Origin of the sequence: Pseudomonas sp. Sample_16, assembly GCF_004307665.1 — a bacterium.
Taxonomy (GTDB): domain Bacteria; phylum Pseudomonadota; class Gammaproteobacteria; order Pseudomonadales; family Pseudomonadaceae; genus Aquipseudomonas.
On record NZ_RCOB01000047.1, the window covers coordinates 19941 to 35562 of the forward strand.

Sequence of the window (15622 nt, forward strand, 5' to 3'; positions counted from 1 at the left end):
CATGAGGTTTACAACATGACTATTGGTGTAGTCGGTCGTAAATGCGGTATGACCCGTATTTTCACCGAAGAAGGTGTCTCCATTCCGGTCACGGTCATTGAGATCGAGCCGAATCGCGTCACCCAGTTCAAAACTGAAGAGACCGATGGCTATCGTGCAGTGCAAGTCACTGTCGGCGAGCGTCGCGCTTCGCGTGTAACAGCAGCTCAGGCTGGCCACTTCGCCAAGGCGAACGTTGCCGCTGGTCGTACCGTAATGGAATTCCGTCTTGAAGAAGGCGAGTACCAGGCCGGCGATCTGATCAACGCTGAAATCTTCGCCGCTGGTCAACTGGTTGATGTAACCGGTCAGTCCAAGGGTAAAGGCTTCCAGGGTACGATCAAGCGTTGGAATTTCCGCGGGCAAGATAACACCCACGGTAACTCCGTATCCCACCGCGTTCCAGGCTCTATCGGCCAGTGCCAGACTCCTGGTCGTGTATTCAAGGGCAAAAAAATGTCCGGTCATATGGGCGCTGAGCGCGTGACCGTGCAGTCCCTCGAAGTAGTGCGCGTGGACGCTGAACGCAATCTGTTGTTGGTCAAGGGCGCTGTTCCTGGCGCTACTGGCGGCAACTTGGTTGTACGTCCAGCAGCCAAGGCTCGCGGTTAAGGGGAAGCTGACATGCAATTAAATGTAAATGACGCTCAAGCGATCGAAGTTTCCGAACTGACATTTGGCGGCGAGTTCAACGAGACGCTGGTTCACCAAGCAGTCGTGGCCTACATGGCCGGCGGCCGTCAGGGTAGCAAGCAGCAAAAGACCCGTTCCGACGTTCGTGGTGGCGGTAAGCGCCCATGGCGTCAGAAAGGTACTGGCCGTGCTCGTGCCGGTACTATCCGTAGCCCAATCTGGCGTGGCGGCGGTACCACTTTCGCAGCTCGTCCACAGGATCACTCCCAGAAGCTGAACAAGAAGATGTATCGCGCAGCAATGCGTTCCATCCTTGCTGAGCTGGTGCGTACTGATCGTCTGGTCGTGGTTCAGGATTTCGCCGTTGAGACGCCGAAAACCAAAGACCTGCTGGGCAAACTGAACAACATGAGCCTGACCGACGTTCTGATCGTGTCGGACGCTGTTGATCAGAACCTGTACCTGGCTGCTCGTAACCTGCCACACGTAGATGTACGTGACGTGCAAGGTTCCGATCCAGTTAGTCTGATCGCATACGACAAGGTGTTGATCACCGTGTCGGCCGTGAAGAAATTCGAGGAGCTGCTGGGATGAACCAGGAACGCGTATTTAAAGTTCTGCTTGGCCCGCACGTTTCCGAGAAGGCTACGGTTCTGGCAGACAAGAAAGGCCAGTTCGTTTTCAAGGTTGCTACTGACGCAACCAAGCTGGAAATCAAGAAGGCCGTCGAAAGCCTGTTCAGCGTGAAAGTAGAGCGTGTTACTACCCTGAATGTTCTGGGTAAGAGCAAGCGCACTGCTCGCGGTCTGGGCAAGCGTAATGACTGGAAGAAGGCAGTTATCTCCCTTCAGCCAGGCCAAGATCTCGATTTCAGCAGCAGTGCTGAGTAAGGAAGGGGTGCATCATGGCAATCGTTAAATGCAAACCGACTTCCCCTGGCCGCCGTTTTGTGGTCAAGGTGGTCAACCAGGAGCTGCATAAAGGCGCTCCTCACGCACCGCTGCTCGAGAAGAAGTCGAAGTCTGGTGGTCGTAACAACAATGGCCGTATTACCACTCGTCACATCGGTGGTGGTCATAAGCAGCATTATCGTCTGGTCGACTTCCGTCGCAACGACAAAGATGGCATCGCTGCCACTGTCGAGCGTATCGAATACGATCCAAACCGTACTGCTCACATCGCTCTGCTGCTGTACGCAGATGGCGAGCGTCGCTACATCATCGCCCCTAAAGGCGTGAGCGCTGGCGACCAGCTGATCGCAGGTGCTCTGGCACCGATCAAGCCGGGCAACGCTCTGCAACTGCGTAACATTCCAGTTGGTAGCACCGTACACGGCATCGAATTGAAGCCAGGTAAAGGCGCGCAGATCGCTCGTTCCGCTGGTGCTTCGGCTCAGCTGATCGCTCGTGAAGGTGTCTACGTGACCCTGCGTCTGCGTTCTGGTGAGATGCGTAAAGTGCTGGCTGAGTGCCGCGCGACCCTGGGCGAAGTCTCGAACTCCGAGCACAGCCTGCGTTCGCTGGGTAAAGCTGGTGCCAAACGCTGGCGTGGCGTTCGCCCAACCGTTCGTGGTGTTGCCATGAACCCGGTTGACCACCCACATGGTGGTGGTGAAGGTCGTACCTCTGGTGGTCGTCATCCGGTATCGCCATGGGGCTTCCCGACTAAGGGCGCGAAGACTCGTGGTAATAAGCGTACCGACAAAATGATCGTCCGTCGTCGCAAGTAAATAGAGGGATACGACAGTGCCACGTTCTCTGAAAAAAGGTCCTTTTATCGATCTTCACCTACTGAAGAAGATCGAAGTGGCGGCGGAAAAGAACGATCGCAAACCAGTTAAAACCTGGTCGCGCCGTTCGATGATCCTGCCACAAATGGTCGGTCTGACCATCGCAGTACACAACGGTCGTCAACACGTCCCAGTTCTCGTTAACGAAGACATGGTCGGCCACAAACTGGGCGAGTTCGCCGGTACCCGCACTTATCGCGGGCACGTGGCAGACAAGAAAGCCAAGCGTTAAGGGGTTAGGAAATGGAAGTAGCCGCTAAGTTGTCGGGCGCTCGAATCTCCGCCCAGAAAGCCCGCTTGGTCGCCGACCAGATCCGCGGGAAGAAGGTGGGCGAAGCGCTCAACCTGTTGGCTTTCAGCAGTAAGAAAGCCGCCGAGATCATGAAGAAAGTGCTGGAGTCGGCCGTAGCCAACGCCGAGCATAACGAAGGCGCAGACGTTGATGACCTGAAGGTCAGCACCGTTTTCGTCAACGAAGGGCGTTCGCTGAAGCGCATCATGCCACGTGCCAAAGGCCGTGCTGATCGCATCGTCAAGCGGTCTTGCCATATCACTGTCAAGGTTGCTGACAAGTAACGGAGTCGAAGAGATGGGTCAGAAAGTACATCCCATTGGCATTCGCCTGGGAATCGTCAAGGAGCACACCTCCGTCTGGTACGCAGACGGTCGGACTTATGCGGACTACTTGTTCGCTGATCTGAAGGTGCGTGAGTATCTCCAAGACAAACTAAAAAGCGCGTCCGTAAGCCGTATCGATATCCATCGTCCGGCCCAAACTGCACGTATCACCATCCACACCGCTCGTCCAGGTATCGTTATCGGGAAGAAAGGTGAAGATGTTGAGAAACTGCGTCAGGACCTGACCAAGCAAATGGGTGTGCCTGTGCACATCAATATCGAAGAGATCCGCAAGCCGGAGCTCGACGGTATGCTGGTTGCGCAGAGCGTAGCTCAGCAGCTGGAGCGTCGCGTAATGTTCCGTCGCGCTATGAAGCGCGCTGTACAGAACGCCATGCGCATTGGTGCCAAAGGCATCAAAATCCAAGTGAGCGGTCGTCTCGGCGGTGCTGAAATCGCACGTACTGAATGGTATCGCGAAGGTCGTGTGCCACTGCACACCCTGCGTGCCGACATCGACTATGCCAACTACGAAGCTCACACCACTTACGGTGTGATCGGTGTAAAGGTTTGGATCTTCAAAGGCGAAGTAATTGGTGGTCGCCAAGAAGAACTGAAACCACAAGCACCAGCGCCTCGTAAAAAAGCTGCTAAGTAAGGGGTACGCCAAATGTTGCAACCAAAGCGTACGAAGTTCCGCAAGCAAATGACTGGTCACAACCGTGGCCTGGCATTGCGCGGTAGCAAAGTCAGCTTCGGCGAGTTCGCGCTGAAGTCTGTTGCTCGTGGTCGTCTCACCGCTCGTCAGATCGAGTCAGCGCGTCGTGCTCTGACCCGTCACGTAAAACGTGGCGGCAAGATCTGGATCCGTGTATTCCCGGACAAGCCGATCTCCAAAAAACCTCTCGAGGTTCGGATGGGTAAAGGTAAGGGTAACGTGGAATACTGGGTTGCCCAGATTCAGCCAGGCAAAGTCCTGTATGAAATCGAGGGTGTTTCTGAAGAGCTGGCGCGTGAGGCTTTCGCCCTGGCTGCTGCAAAGCTGCCGCTCGCCACCTCCTTTGTTAAACGGACGGTGATGTGATGAAAGCGAATGAACTTCGTGAAAAATCCGCACAGCAGCTGAACGAGCAACTGCTCGGCCTGCTGCGCGACCAGTTCAATCTGCGTATGCAGAAAGCAACTGGCCAGTTGGGGCAGTCTCATCTGCTCTCGCAAGTTAAGCGTGACATCGCTCGCGTGAAGACTGTGCTCAACCAGCAGGCAGGTAAGTAATCATGGCTGAAGCCGAAAAAACTGTCCGTACGCTGACTGGCCGTGTTGTCAGCGACAAGATGGACAAAACCATCACCGTTCTGATCGAGCGTCGCGTTAAGCACCCGATCTACGGTAAATACGTTAAGCGTTCGACTAAGCTGCACGCGCACGACGAAACCAATCAGTGCCACATCGGCGACAAAGTCACTATTCGTGAAACTCGTCCTTTGGCCAAGACCAAGTCTTGGGCGCTGGTTGATGTTCTCGAACGCGCTGTGGAAGTCTAAGGACTAGGGGTCGGAGAAATTATATGATTCAGACTCAATCCATGCTCGATGTGGCCGATAACAGCGGCGCTCGCCGTGTTATGTGCATCAAGGTGCTGGGTGGCTCCCATCGTCGTTACGCTGGTATCGGTGACATCATCAAGGTTACCGTCAAGGAAGCAATTCCTCGCGGTAAAGTGAAAAAAGGCCAAGTGATGACTGCTGTTGTAGTCCGCACTCGTCACGGCGTACGCCGTGCCGATGGCTCCATTATCCGCTTTGATGGCAACGCTGCTGTTCTTCTGAACAACAAGCAAGAGCCGATCGGCACCCGTATCTTTGGGCCAGTGACCCGTGAACTTCGTACTGAGAAGTTCATGAAGATCGTCTCGCTCGCCCCAGAAGTGCTGTAAGGAGATCCGACATGCAAAAGATTCGTCGTGACGACGAGATCATCGTGATCGCCGGCAAAGACAAAGGTAAGCGCGGTAAGGTGCTGAAGGTTCTTGCTGACAACCGTCTGGTTGTTGGTGGTCTGAACCTGGTCAAGCGCCATACCAAGCCTAACCCGATGTCGGGCGTACAAGGCGGTATCGTCGAGAAAGAAGCGCCACTGCACGCTTCCAACGTCGCCATCTTCAACGGCGAAACCAACAAGGCTGACCGCGTTGGTTTCAAAGTAGAAGACGGTAAGAAAATTCGTGTCTTCAAGTCGACCCAAAAAGCGGTTGATGCTTGAACACTGCTAGGTAGAAGACCATGGCACGACTAAAAGAGATTTACCGGAAGGAAATCGCTCCGAAACTTAAGGAAGAACTTAAGCTTTCGAACGTGATGGAAGTTCCGCGCGTTACCAAAATCACCCTGAACATGGGTCTGGGCGAAGCGATCGGCGACAAAAAAGTCATCGAGCACGCTGTTGCTGACCTGGAAAAGATCACCGGCCAGAAAGTCGTTGTGACCTACGCTCGCAAATCCATCGCTGGCTTTAAAGTCCGTGAAGGTTGGCCGATCGGCGTCAAAGTGACCCTGCGCCGTGAGCGTATGTACGAGTTCCTGGATCGTCTGCTTTCGATCTCCCTGCCTCGGGTTCGCGACTTCCGCGGCCTGAATGCCAAGTCCTTCGATGGTCGTGGTAACTACAGCATGGGCGTAAAAGAGCAGATCATCTTCCCGGAAATCGACTACGACAAGATCGATGCTCTCCGCGGTCTGGACATTACCCTGACCACCACTGCCAAGAACGATGATGAAGGCCGCGCTCTGCTGCGTGCGTTCAAATTCCCGTTCCGCAACTGATTGGAGTAGGACCATGGCCAAGATGAGCATGAAAAACCGCGAGCTGAAGCGTCAGCTCACGGTTGCCAAGTACGCCAAGAAGCGTGCAGCACTGAAAGCAATCATCGTTGATCTGAACGCAAGTCCAGAAGCGCGTTGGGAAGCTACAGTAGCCCTGCAGAAGCAGCCACGTGACGCAAGCGCCTCGCGCATGCGTAACCGCTGCCGCCTGACTGGTCGTCCGCACGGCGTTTACCGCAAGTTCGGCCTCGGCCGTAACAAGCTGCGTGAAGCGGCAATGCGTGGTGACGTACCAGGTCTGGTTAAAGCCAGCTGGTAAATACTGTCAAAGTCTCGGTGTTCAGGGTCGCAAGATCCTGACCACCGGTGGCCTTGAATCTGAATCAAGCCCCTTTTGGGGCTTGATTCATTTCTGGGGTGTGTCTAGAATACCCGGCTCGCCTGAGCCCGTGTTTTATACGCTCGGAGATTCTCGGCGACACGTAGTAGCCGCGAGGCTAATTTTTCTGTATTAGGAGCGTCTAGCCCATGAGTATGCAGGACCCGTTAGCGGACATGCTAACTCGAATCCGTAATGCCCAGATGGCTGAAAAGTCCGTCGTAAGCATGCCATCTTCTACTTTGAAGGTAGCTGTTGCCAAAGTCCTGAAGGACGAAGGTTACATCGCGGGTTATCAGATCAGCAGCGAAACCAAACCACTGCTGTCTATCGAGCTGAAATATTTCGAAGGCCGTCCGGTTATCGAAGAAGTCAAGCGCGTTAGCCGTCCAGGCCTGCGTCAGTACAAGTCCGTCGAAGATCTGCCGAAAGTTCGTGGCGGTCTCGGTGTGTCTATCGTCTCCACCAACAAGGGTGTGATGACTGATCGTGCTGCGCGCGCTGCCGGTGTCGGCGGCGAAGTTCTTTGCACTGTGTTCTAAGGGGGGATAAGCATGTCTCGCGTCGCTAAGAACCCCGTTAAGCTGCCAGCCGGTGTCGAAGTAAAATTCGCAGGCCAACAGCTTTCGGTGAAGGGTGCCAAGGGCACTCTCGAACTGAACATCCATTCGTCCGTTGAGATCGTTGAAGAAGCCGGTGAGCTGCGTTTTGCTGCTCGCAATGGCGATCAACAGACTCGCGCAATGGCTGGTACCACTCGTGCGTTGGTAAACAACATGGTCCAAGGCGTAAGCCAAGGCTTCGAGCGCAAGCTCCAGCTGGTCGGTGTTGGTTACAAAGCGCAAGCTAAAGGCACAGTGCTGAACCTGGCTCTTGGCTTCTCGCACCCAGTGGATTACGAACTGCCGGAAGGCATCACCGCTGAGACTCCTAGCCAGACCGATATCCTGATCAAGGGCATCGACAAGCAGCTGGTAGGTCAAGTGGCCGCCGAGATCCGCGACTTCCGTCCACCAGAGCCGTACAAAGGCAAAGGTGTGCGCTACGCGGACGAAGTCGTCCGTCGTAAAGAAGCCAAGAAGAAGTAGGGCATAGCAAATGACCGACAAAAAAGTTACTCGACTGCGTCGCGCTCGCAAAGCACGCCTGAAAATGCACGAACTCGAAGTCGTGCGTCTCTGCGTGTTCCGCTCTTCGCAGCACATCTACGCCCAGGTCATTTCGGCCGACGGCAACAAAGTCCTGGCAAGTGCCTCGACTTTGGATAAAGAACTGCGTGATGGCGCCACTGGCAACATCGACGCGGCCACTAAGGTTGGCCAGCTGGTCGCTACGCGTGCTAAGGCCGCTGGCGTCTCGCAGGTGGCTTTCGACCGCTCTGGCTTCAAGTACCACGGCCGCGTTAAAGCGCTGGCTGATGCTGCTCGTGAAGCTGGGCTGGAGTTCTAAGTTATGTCAAATAACGACCAAAAGCGCGACGAAGGCTACATCGAGAAGCTGGTTCAAGTTAACCGCGTAGCCAAAACCGTTAAAGGCGGCCGTATCTTCACTTTCACCGCGTTGACCGTGGTTGGTGATGGTAAAGGCCGTGTTGGCTTCGGCCGTGGCAAGTCGCGTGAAGTGCCTGCTGCGATCCAGAAGGCAATGGAAGCTGCTCGCCGCAACATGATCCAGGTTGATCTGAACGGCACCACTCTGCAGTACGCAATGAAGTCCGCTCACGGCGCTTCGAAGGTGTACATGCAGCCTGCTTCTGAAGGTACCGGTATCATCGCTGGCGGCGCAATGCGTGCCGTTCTCGAAGTTGCTGGCGTTCAGAACGTTCTGGCCAAGTGCTACGGCTCGACTAACCCGGTAAACGTGGTTCACGCCACTTTCAAGGGTTTGAAAGCAATGCAGTCTCCTGAATCCATTGCCGCCAAGCGTGGCAAAAGCGTCAAGGAGATCTTCTGATCATGGCTACCGTTAAAGTTACGCTGATCAAAAGCATGACCGGCCGCATCCCTAACCACAAACTGTGTGTTAAGGGTCTGGGTCTGCGTCGCATCGGTCACACTGTAGAAGTCCAGGATACTCCCGAGAATCGCGGGATGATCAACAAGGCTTACTACATGCTGCGTGTCGAGGGTTAATCGATGAAACTCAATGATCTGAGTCCAGCGCCGGGTTCCCGTCGCGAAAAGCATCGTCCGGGCCGTGGTATCGGTAGTGGTTTGGGTAAGACTGGTGGCCGTGGTCACAAAGGTCAAACCTCCCGCTCCGGTGGCACCATTGCTCCAGGCTTTGAAGGCGGTCAACAGCCGCTGCATCGTCGCCTGCCGAAGTTCGGTTTCGTTTCCCTGAAAGCCATGGATCGCGCAGAAGTGCGTCTGTCCGAGCTGGCTAAAGTGGAAGGCGACATCGTCACCGTGCAGTCCCTGAAAGATGCCAACGTGATCAACGTCAACGTACAGCGTGTGAAAATCATGCTGTCCGGTGAAGTGACTCGCGCTGTCACTATCGGCAAGGGAATCGGCGCCACCAAAGGTGCGCGTGCGGCTATCGAAGCAGCTGGCGGCAAGTTCGAGGAATAAATGGCTAAGCAAGGTGCTCTCTCTGCGCTCGGCAAAGGCGGTATGTCTGAACTCTGGGCTCGTCTGCGTTTTCTGTTCCTGGCGATTATCGTCTACCGAATAGGCGCACACATCCCGGTTCCAGGTATCAACCCGGACCGACTCGCGGACCTGTTTCGACAGAATGAGGGGACCATTCTTAGCTTGTTCAACATGTTTTCCGGCGGCGCGCTGGAGCGGATGAGCATCTTTGCACTGGGGATCATGCCGTACATTTCGGCATCGATCATCATGCAGTTGATGACAGCCGTCAGCCCGCAGCTGGAGCAGTTGAAGAAGGAAGGTGAAGCTGGCCGTCGCAAGATCAGCCAGTACACCCGCTACCTCACCGTCGCTCTTGCTCTTGTCCAGGCCATTGGCATGTCCATCGGCCTGGCGGGGCAGGGCGTTTCGTTTACTGCTGATTTCAGCTTTCATTTCGTTGCGGTAACCACATTTGTGGCTGGTGCGATGTTCATGATGTGGCTGGGTGAGCAGATCACTGAGCGCGGTGTAGGCAACGGTATCTCGATGTTGATCTTCGCAGGTATCGTCGCCGGTCTTCCGAGAGCGATCGGGCAGTCTTTCGAGTCTGCACGTCAGGGTGATATCAATATCTTCGCCCTGGTTGCCATCGGTTTGCTGGCAGTAGCGATTATCGGTTTCGTGGTGTTCATTGAGCGTGGTCAGCGTCGTATTGCTGTTCACTACGCCAAGCGTCAGCAAGGCCGTAAGGTGTTTGCTGCGCAGACTAGCCACTTACCGCTGAAGGTGAACATGGCCGGTGTTATTCCGGCTATTTTCGCGAGCAGCATTTTGCTGTTCCCGGCTTCGTTGGGTGCCTGGTTCGGTCAGTCTGAAGGTATGGGCTGGTTGCAGGACATCTCGCAGTCGATCGCTCCTGGTCAGCCGTTGAATATTCTGCTGTTTAGTGCAGGGATTATTTTCTTCTGCTTCTTCTATACGGCGTTGATGTTCAATCCGAAAGACGTAGCGGAAAACCTGAAGAAGTCCGGTGCCTTTATTCCGGGCATTCGTCCAGGTGAGCAGTCTGCGCGCTACATTGATGGCGTTCTGACTCGCTTGACCCTGTTCGGTGCTCTATACATGACGGCCGTGTGCCTGTTGCCCCAGTTCCTGGTGGTTGCAGCCAACGTTCCGTTCTACCTTGGCGGGACCTCGTTGCTGATCGTCGTCGTGGTTGTGATGGACTTCATGTCCCAAGTACAATCGCACCTCGTTTCGCACCAGTACGAATCCCTGATGAAGAAAGCCAACCTGAAGGGTTACGGCAGCGGCATGCTGCGCTGACCCATAAGGTTCGAGGAGTTGGTGATGAAAGTTCGTGCATCGGTGAAAAAGCTGTGCCGTAACTGCAAGATTATTCGCCGCGAAGGTGTTGTTCGAGTAATTTGCAGCGCGGAACCGCGTCACAAACAGCGCCAAGGCTGAGTGTGATTGTGCTTCAAGCCCGGTAGCTAGTGCGCTACCGGGTTGATTATTTGTTATTACAGCGATATTATCTCGCGCCCTATTTCTTGGCTTCCGGGGCGTAGGTAGCTGTCAATTGGAGTCCCACTGAATGGCCCGTATTGCAGGCGTTAACATTCCAGATAACAAGCATACTGTTATCTCGCTGACCTACATCTATGGTGTTGGTCGCACTACTGCACAGAAAATTTGTGCAGAGACTGGGGTAAACCCAGCAGCAAAGATCAAAGATCTGAGCGACGAGCAAATTGAACAGCTGCGTGGCGAAGTGGCGAAGTTCACCACTGAAGGTGACCTGCGTCGCGAAATCAACATGAAAATCAAGCGCTTGATGGACCTCGGTTGCTATCGCGGTCTGCGTCATCGTCGTGGTCTTCCAGTACGCGGTCAGCGTACCAAGACCAACGCGCGTACCCGTAAAGGTCCGCGTAAGCCGATCCGCAAGTAATCGCCCCAGCGAATCGACAGGAATTTAATCATGGCAAAACCTGCTGCTCGTCCTCGTAAAAAAGTTAAAAAGACAGTGGTTGATGGCATCGCCCACATCCATGCATCTTTTAACAACACCATCGTGACCATCACCGACCGTCAAGGTAACGCTCTTTCCTGGGCTACCTCCGGTGGTTCGGGTTTCCGCGGTTCCCGCAAGTCCACCCCGTTTGCTGCTCAAGTAGCTGCTGAACGTGCTGGTCAAGCTGCGCTGGAATACGGCCTGAAAAACCTCGACGTCAACGTCAAAGGTCCAGGTCCAGGTCGTGAATCCGCAGTCCGCGCTTTGAACGGCTGTGGCTACAAGATCGCCAGCATCACCGACGTGACGCCAATCCCGCACAACGGGTGCCGTCCGCCGAAGAAGCGCCGCGTGTAATCCAGGAGATTGTAAAGAATGGCTCGTTACATTGGTCCAAAATGCAAACTCGCTCGTCGCGAAGGCACCGATCTCTTCCTGAAGAGCGGCGTGCGCGCGATCGAATCGAAGTGCAACATTGAAGCAGCACCTGGTATCCACGGCCAACGCCGCGGTCGCCAGTCCGACTACGGCACCCAACTGCGTGAAAAGCAGAAGGTCCGTCGTATCTACGGCGTTCTCGAGCGTCAGTTCAGCGGCTACTACAAAGAAGCTGCTGGCAAGAAAGGTGCAACCGGTGAAAACCTGCTGCAACTGCTCGAATGCCGTCTGGACAACGTTGTATACCGTATGGGCTTTGGTTCGACTCGTGCCGAATCCCGTCAGCTGGTATCGCACAAGTCGATCAGCGTAAACGGTCAGACCGTTAACGTTCCGTCCTACCAGGTTCGTGCTGGTGACGTGGTTGCTGTTCGCGAGAAAGCAAAAAACCAACTTCGCATTGTCCAAGCTCTCGATCTGTGTGCCCAACGTGGCCGCGTAGAATGGGTAGAAGTAGACACTGAGAAGAAGTCGGGCGTTTTCAAGAACGTTCCAGCTCGCAGTGATCTGTCCGCCGACATCAACGAAAGCCTGATTGTCGAGCTCTACTCCAAGTAAGGGCTAGAAAATAGGTGCATCCATGCAGATTTCGGTAAATGAGTTCCTGACACCCCGCCACATTGATGTGCAGGTTGTCAGTCCAACCCGCGCCAAGATCACTCTCGAGCCTCTCGAGCGTGGTTTTGGCCACACCCTGGGCAACGCGCTGCGCCGCATCCTGTTGTCCTCAATGCCTGGCTGTGCAGTAGTCGAGGCCGAGATTGACGGTGTGCTCCACGAGTACAGCGCCATCGAAGGTGTACAGGAAGACGTAATTGAAATCCTGTTGAACCTTAAAGGTCTGGCTATCAAGCTGCACGGCCGTGACGAAGTTACGCTGACCTTGTCGAAGAAGGGTTCGGGGGTGGTTACCGCTGCCGATATTCAGCTGGATCATGATGTCGAGATCGTTAACCCCGATCACGTAATCGCTAACCTGGCGTCTAACGGCGCCCTGAACATGAAGCTCGTAGTAGCTCGTGGTCGTGGTTATGAACCAGCAGACTCGCGTCAGAGCGATGAAGACGAAAGCCGCAGCATCGGTCGCTTGCAGCTCGACTCTTCGTTCAGCCCGGTTCGCCGTATCGCATACGTGGTGGAAAACGCCCGTGTCGAGCAGCGTACCAACCTGGACAAGCTGGTTATTGATCTGGAAACCAACGGTACTCTGGATCCTGAAGAGGCAATCCGTCGCGCTGCAACCATTCTGCAACAGCAGTTGGCTGCGTTCGTCGACCTCAAAGGTGACAGTGAGCCAGTGGTTGTCGAGCAGGAAGACGAGATCGATCCGATCCTGCTTCGCCCGGTTGACGATCTGGAACTGACTGTACGTTCGGCTAACTGCCTTAAGGCGGAAAACATTTACTACATCGGCGACCTGATTCAGCGTACCGAAGTAGAACTGTTGAAGACTCCGAACCTGGGCAAGAAATCCTTGACTGAAATCAAGGACGTTCTGGCCTCCCGCGGTCTGTCCCTCGGCATGCGCCTCGACAACTGGCCGCCTGCAAGTCTTAAGAAGGACGACAAGGCGACTGCCTGATCGTCGTAATCACCGAACGTAGTGTTTGGTAAGGAATGAACCATGCGTCATCGTAAAAGTGGTCGTCACCTCAGCCGCACCAGCTCGCACCGCAAGGCCATGTTCCAAAACATGGCGGTGTCGCTGTTCGAGCACGAGCTGATCAAAACTACTCTGCCAAAAGCTAAAGAACTGCGCCGCGTTGCCGAGCCGCTGATCACTTTGGCCAAGACAGACAGCGTTGCTAACCGCCGCCTGGCTTTCGACCGTACTCGTTCGAAAGCTATCGTTGGTAAGCTCTTCAACGACCTGGGCAAGCGTTACGCTACCCGTGAGGGTGGCTACCTGCGCATCCTCAAGTGCGGTTTCCGCGCTGGCGACAACGCGCCTATGGCGTACGTCGAGTTGGTTGATCGTGCTACTGCTGGCGAAGCTGTATCCGCCGAGTAAGACGTCAGTCTGAAACAAAGAACCGGGCCTAGCGCCCGGTTTTTTGTGTCCGCTTCAAAAGCCCGCCGAGCCGTCTATAAATTGAAGAGTGATCAGGTTTCTCTATCGATTTATATCAGTCAATGAATTAGAAGATGTCATCTCGATCGTCAATACTTCCTTTCAGCCGTTTAGCCGGCAGTTCAAGACCGACAAAGGAAGAGATCGCATGAGCCAAAACAAAACGCTTACCACCGCCAGTGGCGCTCCTGTCGCCGATAACCAGAATTCCCGATCCGCCGGTCCTCGTGGCCCGCTGCTGCTCGACGATTTTCATCTGATCGAGAAGCTTGCCCACTTCAATCGTGAAAACATCCCGGAACGCCGTGTACACGCCAAAGGCTCGGGCGCTTACGGTACCTTCACCGTGACGCGTGACATCACTCAGTTCACTAGCGCCAAGCTGTTCGAGACTGTAGGTAAGCAGACTCCGACGTTTCTGCGGTTCTCAACCGTTGGTGGTGAGCGTGGTTCGGCAGACACCGAACGTGACCCCCGCGGCTTTGCCTTGAAGTTCTATACCGAAGAAGGTAACTGGGACATTGTCGGCAACAACACACCGGTGTTTTTCATTCGAGATCCGCTGAAATTCCCGGACTTTATCCACACGCAAAAGCGTCTGCCGCAGAGCAACCTCAAGAGTGCGCAGGCGATGTGGGATTTCTGGTCGCATTCTCCAGAGGCATTGCATCAGGTCACGGTCCTGTTTTCAGATCGCGGCATCCCTGATGGTTACCGTCACATGCACGGCTTTGGTAGCCACACGTATAGCCTGATCAACGCCAGTGGCGAGCGTCATTGGGTCAAGTGGCACTACAAGACCCGGCAGGGCATCAAGAATCTGGCACCGGCAGATGCAGCGCGTCTGGCCGGGACTGATCCTGATTACGCTCAGCGCGACCTGTTTGAGGCCATCGAGCGCGGTGACTTTCCGAAATGGAGCGTGTGCATTCAGATCATGACGCAAGCTCAGGCTGCCGCACATTATGAAAACCCGTTTGATGTCACCAAAACCTGGTCGCAGAAAGAGTTTCCGCTGATCGAGGTCGGTGAGCTGGAACTCAACCGAAACCCGCTCAATTACTTCGCTGAGGTTGAGCAAGCCGCATTCGGTCCTAGCAATATGGTGCCGGGTGTTGGTCTGTCGCCGGATCGCATGCTGCAAGGCCGAGTATTCGCGTATGCGGATGCACATCGCTACCGTGTCGGTACCAACCACCAGCAACTGCCAGTGAACGCGCCTCGCAGTCCTGTAAACACCTATCAGCGTGATGGCTCCATGGCTTTCGGAAGCAATGGCGGTGCGGCACCGAACTACGAGCCGAACAGCTATGTGGAGGCACCTAAACAGGCGCCTCGTTATGCCGAGCCTGCGTTGGCTGTAAGCGGGGCTGCCGATCGCTATGACCATCGTGAGGACACCGACTACTACAGCCACGCCGGTGCACTTTTCCGATTGATGAGCGATGAGCAGAAAAACTTGCTGGTCAGCAACATCGCTGGAGCAATGGCAGGTGTGTCGAGTGATGTGGTCGACCGGCAGTTGCAGCATTTCTTCAAGGCCGACCCGGCGTATGGAGAAGCAATCGCAACGCTACTCAACGTACAGCTTAACGAAGTCTAAATGAGAAGCAGAACCGCCCTTATTAGGGCGGTTTTTGCGTTATTTCAGCTGGTTTTCTCAGAATATCTTCGCTTTTATTGCGTCTGCCGAGTGACGTTGCAGCCCGGTTGGTTCAAACTACAGACTTTAAAGCAGGGAGATGTAGGGCGATGCAAGGCCACCCAGACGTTATCGATTACCTCAACACGTTGCTGACCGGCGAGCTGGCCGCGCGTGATCAATATTTCGTCCACTCGCGGATGTATGAGGACTGGGGTTTCACCAAGCTCTACGAACGTATCAACCATGAAATGGAAGAAGAAGCAGGTCATGCTGATGCGCTGATGCGTCGCATCCTGATGCTAGAAGGCACACCGCGCATGCGTCCGGACGACCTCGATGTCGGCACCACCGTACCGGAAATGCTCGAAGCGGATCTGCGTCTCGAGTACAAAGTTCGCGCCGCTCTGTGCAAAGGTATCGAGCTTTGCGAGCAGCACCAGGATTACGTTAGCCGCGAAATGCTACGCATCCAGCTCAACGACACCGAAGAAGATCACACTTACTGGCTGGAGAAGCAGTTGGGTCTGATCAAGTTGATCGGTCTCGAGAACTATCTGCAATCCCACACCTGATCTCAGCGAATACAAAAAAGCCC

At 54.7% G+C, this 15622-nt stretch carries 29 protein-coding genes; all 29 read left to right on the plus strand.

From position 1 onward, the window contains the following. Positions 1-15 precede the first annotated feature (15 nt). The 29 genes from rplC (at position 16) to bfr (ending at position 15599) form a co-directional block, all read left to right on the plus strand. Positions 16-651: a 50S ribosomal protein L3 gene (gene rplC, locus D8U69_RS06365; protein ID WP_003186059.1), complete on the plus strand. Its 636-nt coding sequence runs from the start codon at positions 16-18 to the stop codon at positions 649-651. Positions 652-663: 12 nt separating this feature from the next. Next, positions 664-1266, plus strand: a complete 603-nt coding sequence (gene rplD, locus D8U69_RS06370) for a 50S ribosomal protein L4 (protein WP_003228735.1) — start codon at positions 664-666, stop codon at positions 1264-1266. Next, positions 1263-1562 (plus strand): 50S ribosomal protein L23, encoded by a 300-nt coding sequence (gene rplW / locus D8U69_RS06375; RefSeq protein WP_002555488.1) that lies wholly within the window; start codon positions 1263-1265, stop codon positions 1560-1562. Before rplD ends, rplW begins: the two co-directional genes overlap by 4 nt. A 14-nt stretch (positions 1563-1576) precedes the next feature. Continuing rightward, positions 1577-2401 carry a 50S ribosomal protein L2 gene (rplB, locus tag D8U69_RS06380; RefSeq protein WP_003186055.1) on the plus strand — a complete coding sequence of 275 codons (825 nt, stop codon included), beginning with the start codon at positions 1577-1579 and terminating at the stop codon, positions 2399-2401. A gap of 16 nt (positions 2402-2417) precedes the next feature. Further along, positions 2418-2693 (plus strand): 30S ribosomal protein S19, encoded by a 276-nt coding sequence (rpsS, locus tag D8U69_RS06385; RefSeq protein WP_002555486.1) that lies wholly within the window; start codon positions 2418-2420, stop codon positions 2691-2693. An 11-nt stretch (positions 2694-2704) separates the two neighbouring features. Then, a complete protein-coding gene (gene rplV, locus D8U69_RS06390) occupies positions 2705-3037 on the plus strand; it encodes a 50S ribosomal protein L22 (RefSeq protein ID WP_003103908.1) in 333 nt (110 codons plus the stop codon). Positions 3038-3050: 13 nt separating this feature from the next. Continuing rightward, positions 3051-3737, plus strand: a complete 687-nt coding sequence (gene rpsC, locus D8U69_RS06395) for a 30S ribosomal protein S3 (protein WP_003176422.1) — start codon at positions 3051-3053, stop codon at positions 3735-3737. Positions 3738-3749: 12 nt separating this feature from the next. Further along, positions 3750-4163 carry a 50S ribosomal protein L16 gene (gene rplP, locus D8U69_RS06400; RefSeq protein ID WP_003228729.1) on the plus strand — a complete coding sequence of 138 codons (414 nt, stop codon included), beginning with the start codon at positions 3750-3752 and terminating at the stop codon, positions 4161-4163. Continuing rightward, positions 4163-4354: a 50S ribosomal protein L29 gene (rpmC, locus tag D8U69_RS06405; RefSeq protein ID WP_002555481.1), complete on the plus strand. Its 192-nt coding sequence runs from the start codon at positions 4163-4165 to the stop codon at positions 4352-4354. The genes rplP and rpmC overlap by 1 nt, the downstream gene beginning before the upstream one ends. 2 nt (positions 4355-4356) lie before the next feature. Then, entirely contained in the window at positions 4357-4623 is a 267-nt protein-coding gene (gene rpsQ, locus D8U69_RS06410; protein WP_003176419.1) for a 30S ribosomal protein S17, read from the plus strand. 23 nt (positions 4624-4646) lie between these two features. Then, entirely contained in the window at positions 4647-5015 is a 369-nt protein-coding gene (gene rplN / locus D8U69_RS06415; protein WP_002555479.1) for a 50S ribosomal protein L14, read from the plus strand. A gap of 11 nt (positions 5016-5026) precedes the next feature. Continuing rightward, positions 5027-5341 (plus strand): 50S ribosomal protein L24, encoded by a 315-nt coding sequence (rplX, locus tag D8U69_RS06420; RefSeq protein WP_003186046.1) that lies wholly within the window; start codon positions 5027-5029, stop codon positions 5339-5341. A gap of 20 nt (positions 5342-5361) precedes the next feature. Continuing rightward, positions 5362-5901 (plus strand): 50S ribosomal protein L5, encoded by a 540-nt coding sequence (rplE, locus tag D8U69_RS06425; RefSeq protein WP_003210069.1) that lies wholly within the window; start codon positions 5362-5364, stop codon positions 5899-5901. A 13-nt stretch (positions 5902-5914) separates the two neighbouring features. Beyond that, entirely contained in the window at positions 5915-6220 is a 306-nt protein-coding gene (gene rpsN, locus D8U69_RS06430; protein WP_003176414.1) for a 30S ribosomal protein S14, read from the plus strand. Positions 6221-6429: 209 nt separating this feature from the next. Further along, positions 6430-6822, plus strand: coding sequence for a 30S ribosomal protein S8 (rpsH, locus tag D8U69_RS06435; RefSeq protein ID WP_003228724.1), 393 nt, complete (start codon positions 6430-6432; stop codon positions 6820-6822). A gap of 12 nt (positions 6823-6834) precedes the next feature. Beyond that, positions 6835-7368, plus strand: coding sequence for a 50S ribosomal protein L6 (gene rplF, locus D8U69_RS06440; RefSeq protein ID WP_003176412.1), 534 nt, complete (start codon positions 6835-6837; stop codon positions 7366-7368). A 10-nt stretch (positions 7369-7378) separates the two neighbouring features. Then, positions 7379-7729, plus strand: a complete 351-nt coding sequence (rplR, locus tag D8U69_RS06445; RefSeq protein ID WP_003186037.1) for a 50S ribosomal protein L18 — start codon at positions 7379-7381, stop codon at positions 7727-7729. A 3-nt stretch (positions 7730-7732) separates the two neighbouring features. Further along, positions 7733-8233 carry a 30S ribosomal protein S5 gene (gene rpsE, locus D8U69_RS06450; RefSeq protein ID WP_003186035.1) on the plus strand — a complete coding sequence of 167 codons (501 nt, stop codon included), beginning with the start codon at positions 7733-7735 and terminating at the stop codon, positions 8231-8233. A gap of 2 nt (positions 8234-8235) precedes the next feature. Then, positions 8236-8412, plus strand: a complete 177-nt coding sequence (rpmD, locus tag D8U69_RS06455) for a 50S ribosomal protein L30 (protein ID WP_003176408.1) — start codon at positions 8236-8238, stop codon at positions 8410-8412. Positions 8413-8415: 3 nt separating this feature from the next. After that, complete coding sequence (rplO, locus tag D8U69_RS06460; protein ID WP_003228720.1) at positions 8416-8853, plus strand: 50S ribosomal protein L15; 438 nt, start codon at positions 8416-8418, stop codon at positions 8851-8853. Beyond that, positions 8854-10182, plus strand: a complete 1329-nt coding sequence (gene secY, locus D8U69_RS06465) for a preprotein translocase subunit SecY (protein ID WP_056855884.1) — start codon at positions 8854-8856, stop codon at positions 10180-10182. It begins immediately after the preceding gene. Positions 10183-10206: 24 nt separating this feature from the next. After that, positions 10207-10323, plus strand: a complete 117-nt coding sequence (gene rpmJ / locus D8U69_RS06470; protein WP_002555468.1) for a 50S ribosomal protein L36 — start codon at positions 10207-10209, stop codon at positions 10321-10323. Between the two features lie 130 nt (positions 10324-10453). Next, the gene (rpsM, locus tag D8U69_RS06475) at positions 10454-10810 is read left to right on the plus strand and encodes a 30S ribosomal protein S13 (protein ID WP_009045849.1); all 357 of its coding nucleotides are present in this window, start codon (positions 10454-10456) and stop codon (positions 10808-10810) included. Positions 10811-10840: 30 nt separating this feature from the next. Then, positions 10841-11230, plus strand: coding sequence for a 30S ribosomal protein S11 (gene rpsK, locus D8U69_RS06480; protein ID WP_002555466.1), 390 nt, complete (start codon positions 10841-10843; stop codon positions 11228-11230). An 18-nt stretch (positions 11231-11248) separates the two neighbouring features. Next, the gene (gene rpsD, locus D8U69_RS06485) at positions 11249-11869 is read left to right on the plus strand and encodes a 30S ribosomal protein S4 (protein WP_003176404.1); all 621 of its coding nucleotides are present in this window, start codon (positions 11249-11251) and stop codon (positions 11867-11869) included. A 22-nt stretch (positions 11870-11891) separates the two neighbouring features. Next, on the plus strand, positions 11892-12893 hold the full coding sequence (gene rpoA / locus D8U69_RS06490; RefSeq protein ID WP_007970428.1) for a DNA-directed RNA polymerase subunit alpha: 1002 nt from the start codon (positions 11892-11894) through the stop codon (positions 12891-12893). A 42-nt stretch (positions 12894-12935) separates the two neighbouring features. Beyond that, entirely contained in the window at positions 12936-13322 is a 387-nt protein-coding gene (rplQ, locus tag D8U69_RS06495; protein ID WP_007970429.1) for a 50S ribosomal protein L17, read from the plus strand. A gap of 208 nt (positions 13323-13530) precedes the next feature. After that, positions 13531-14985, plus strand: a complete 1455-nt coding sequence (locus D8U69_RS06500) for a catalase (protein ID WP_130906960.1) — start codon at positions 13531-13533, stop codon at positions 14983-14985. 149 nt (positions 14986-15134) lie between these two features. Continuing rightward, a complete protein-coding gene (gene bfr / locus D8U69_RS06505) occupies positions 15135-15599 on the plus strand; it encodes a bacterioferritin (protein WP_056855882.1) in 465 nt (154 codons plus the stop codon). The last annotated feature ends 23 nt before the right edge of the window (positions 15600-15622 follow it).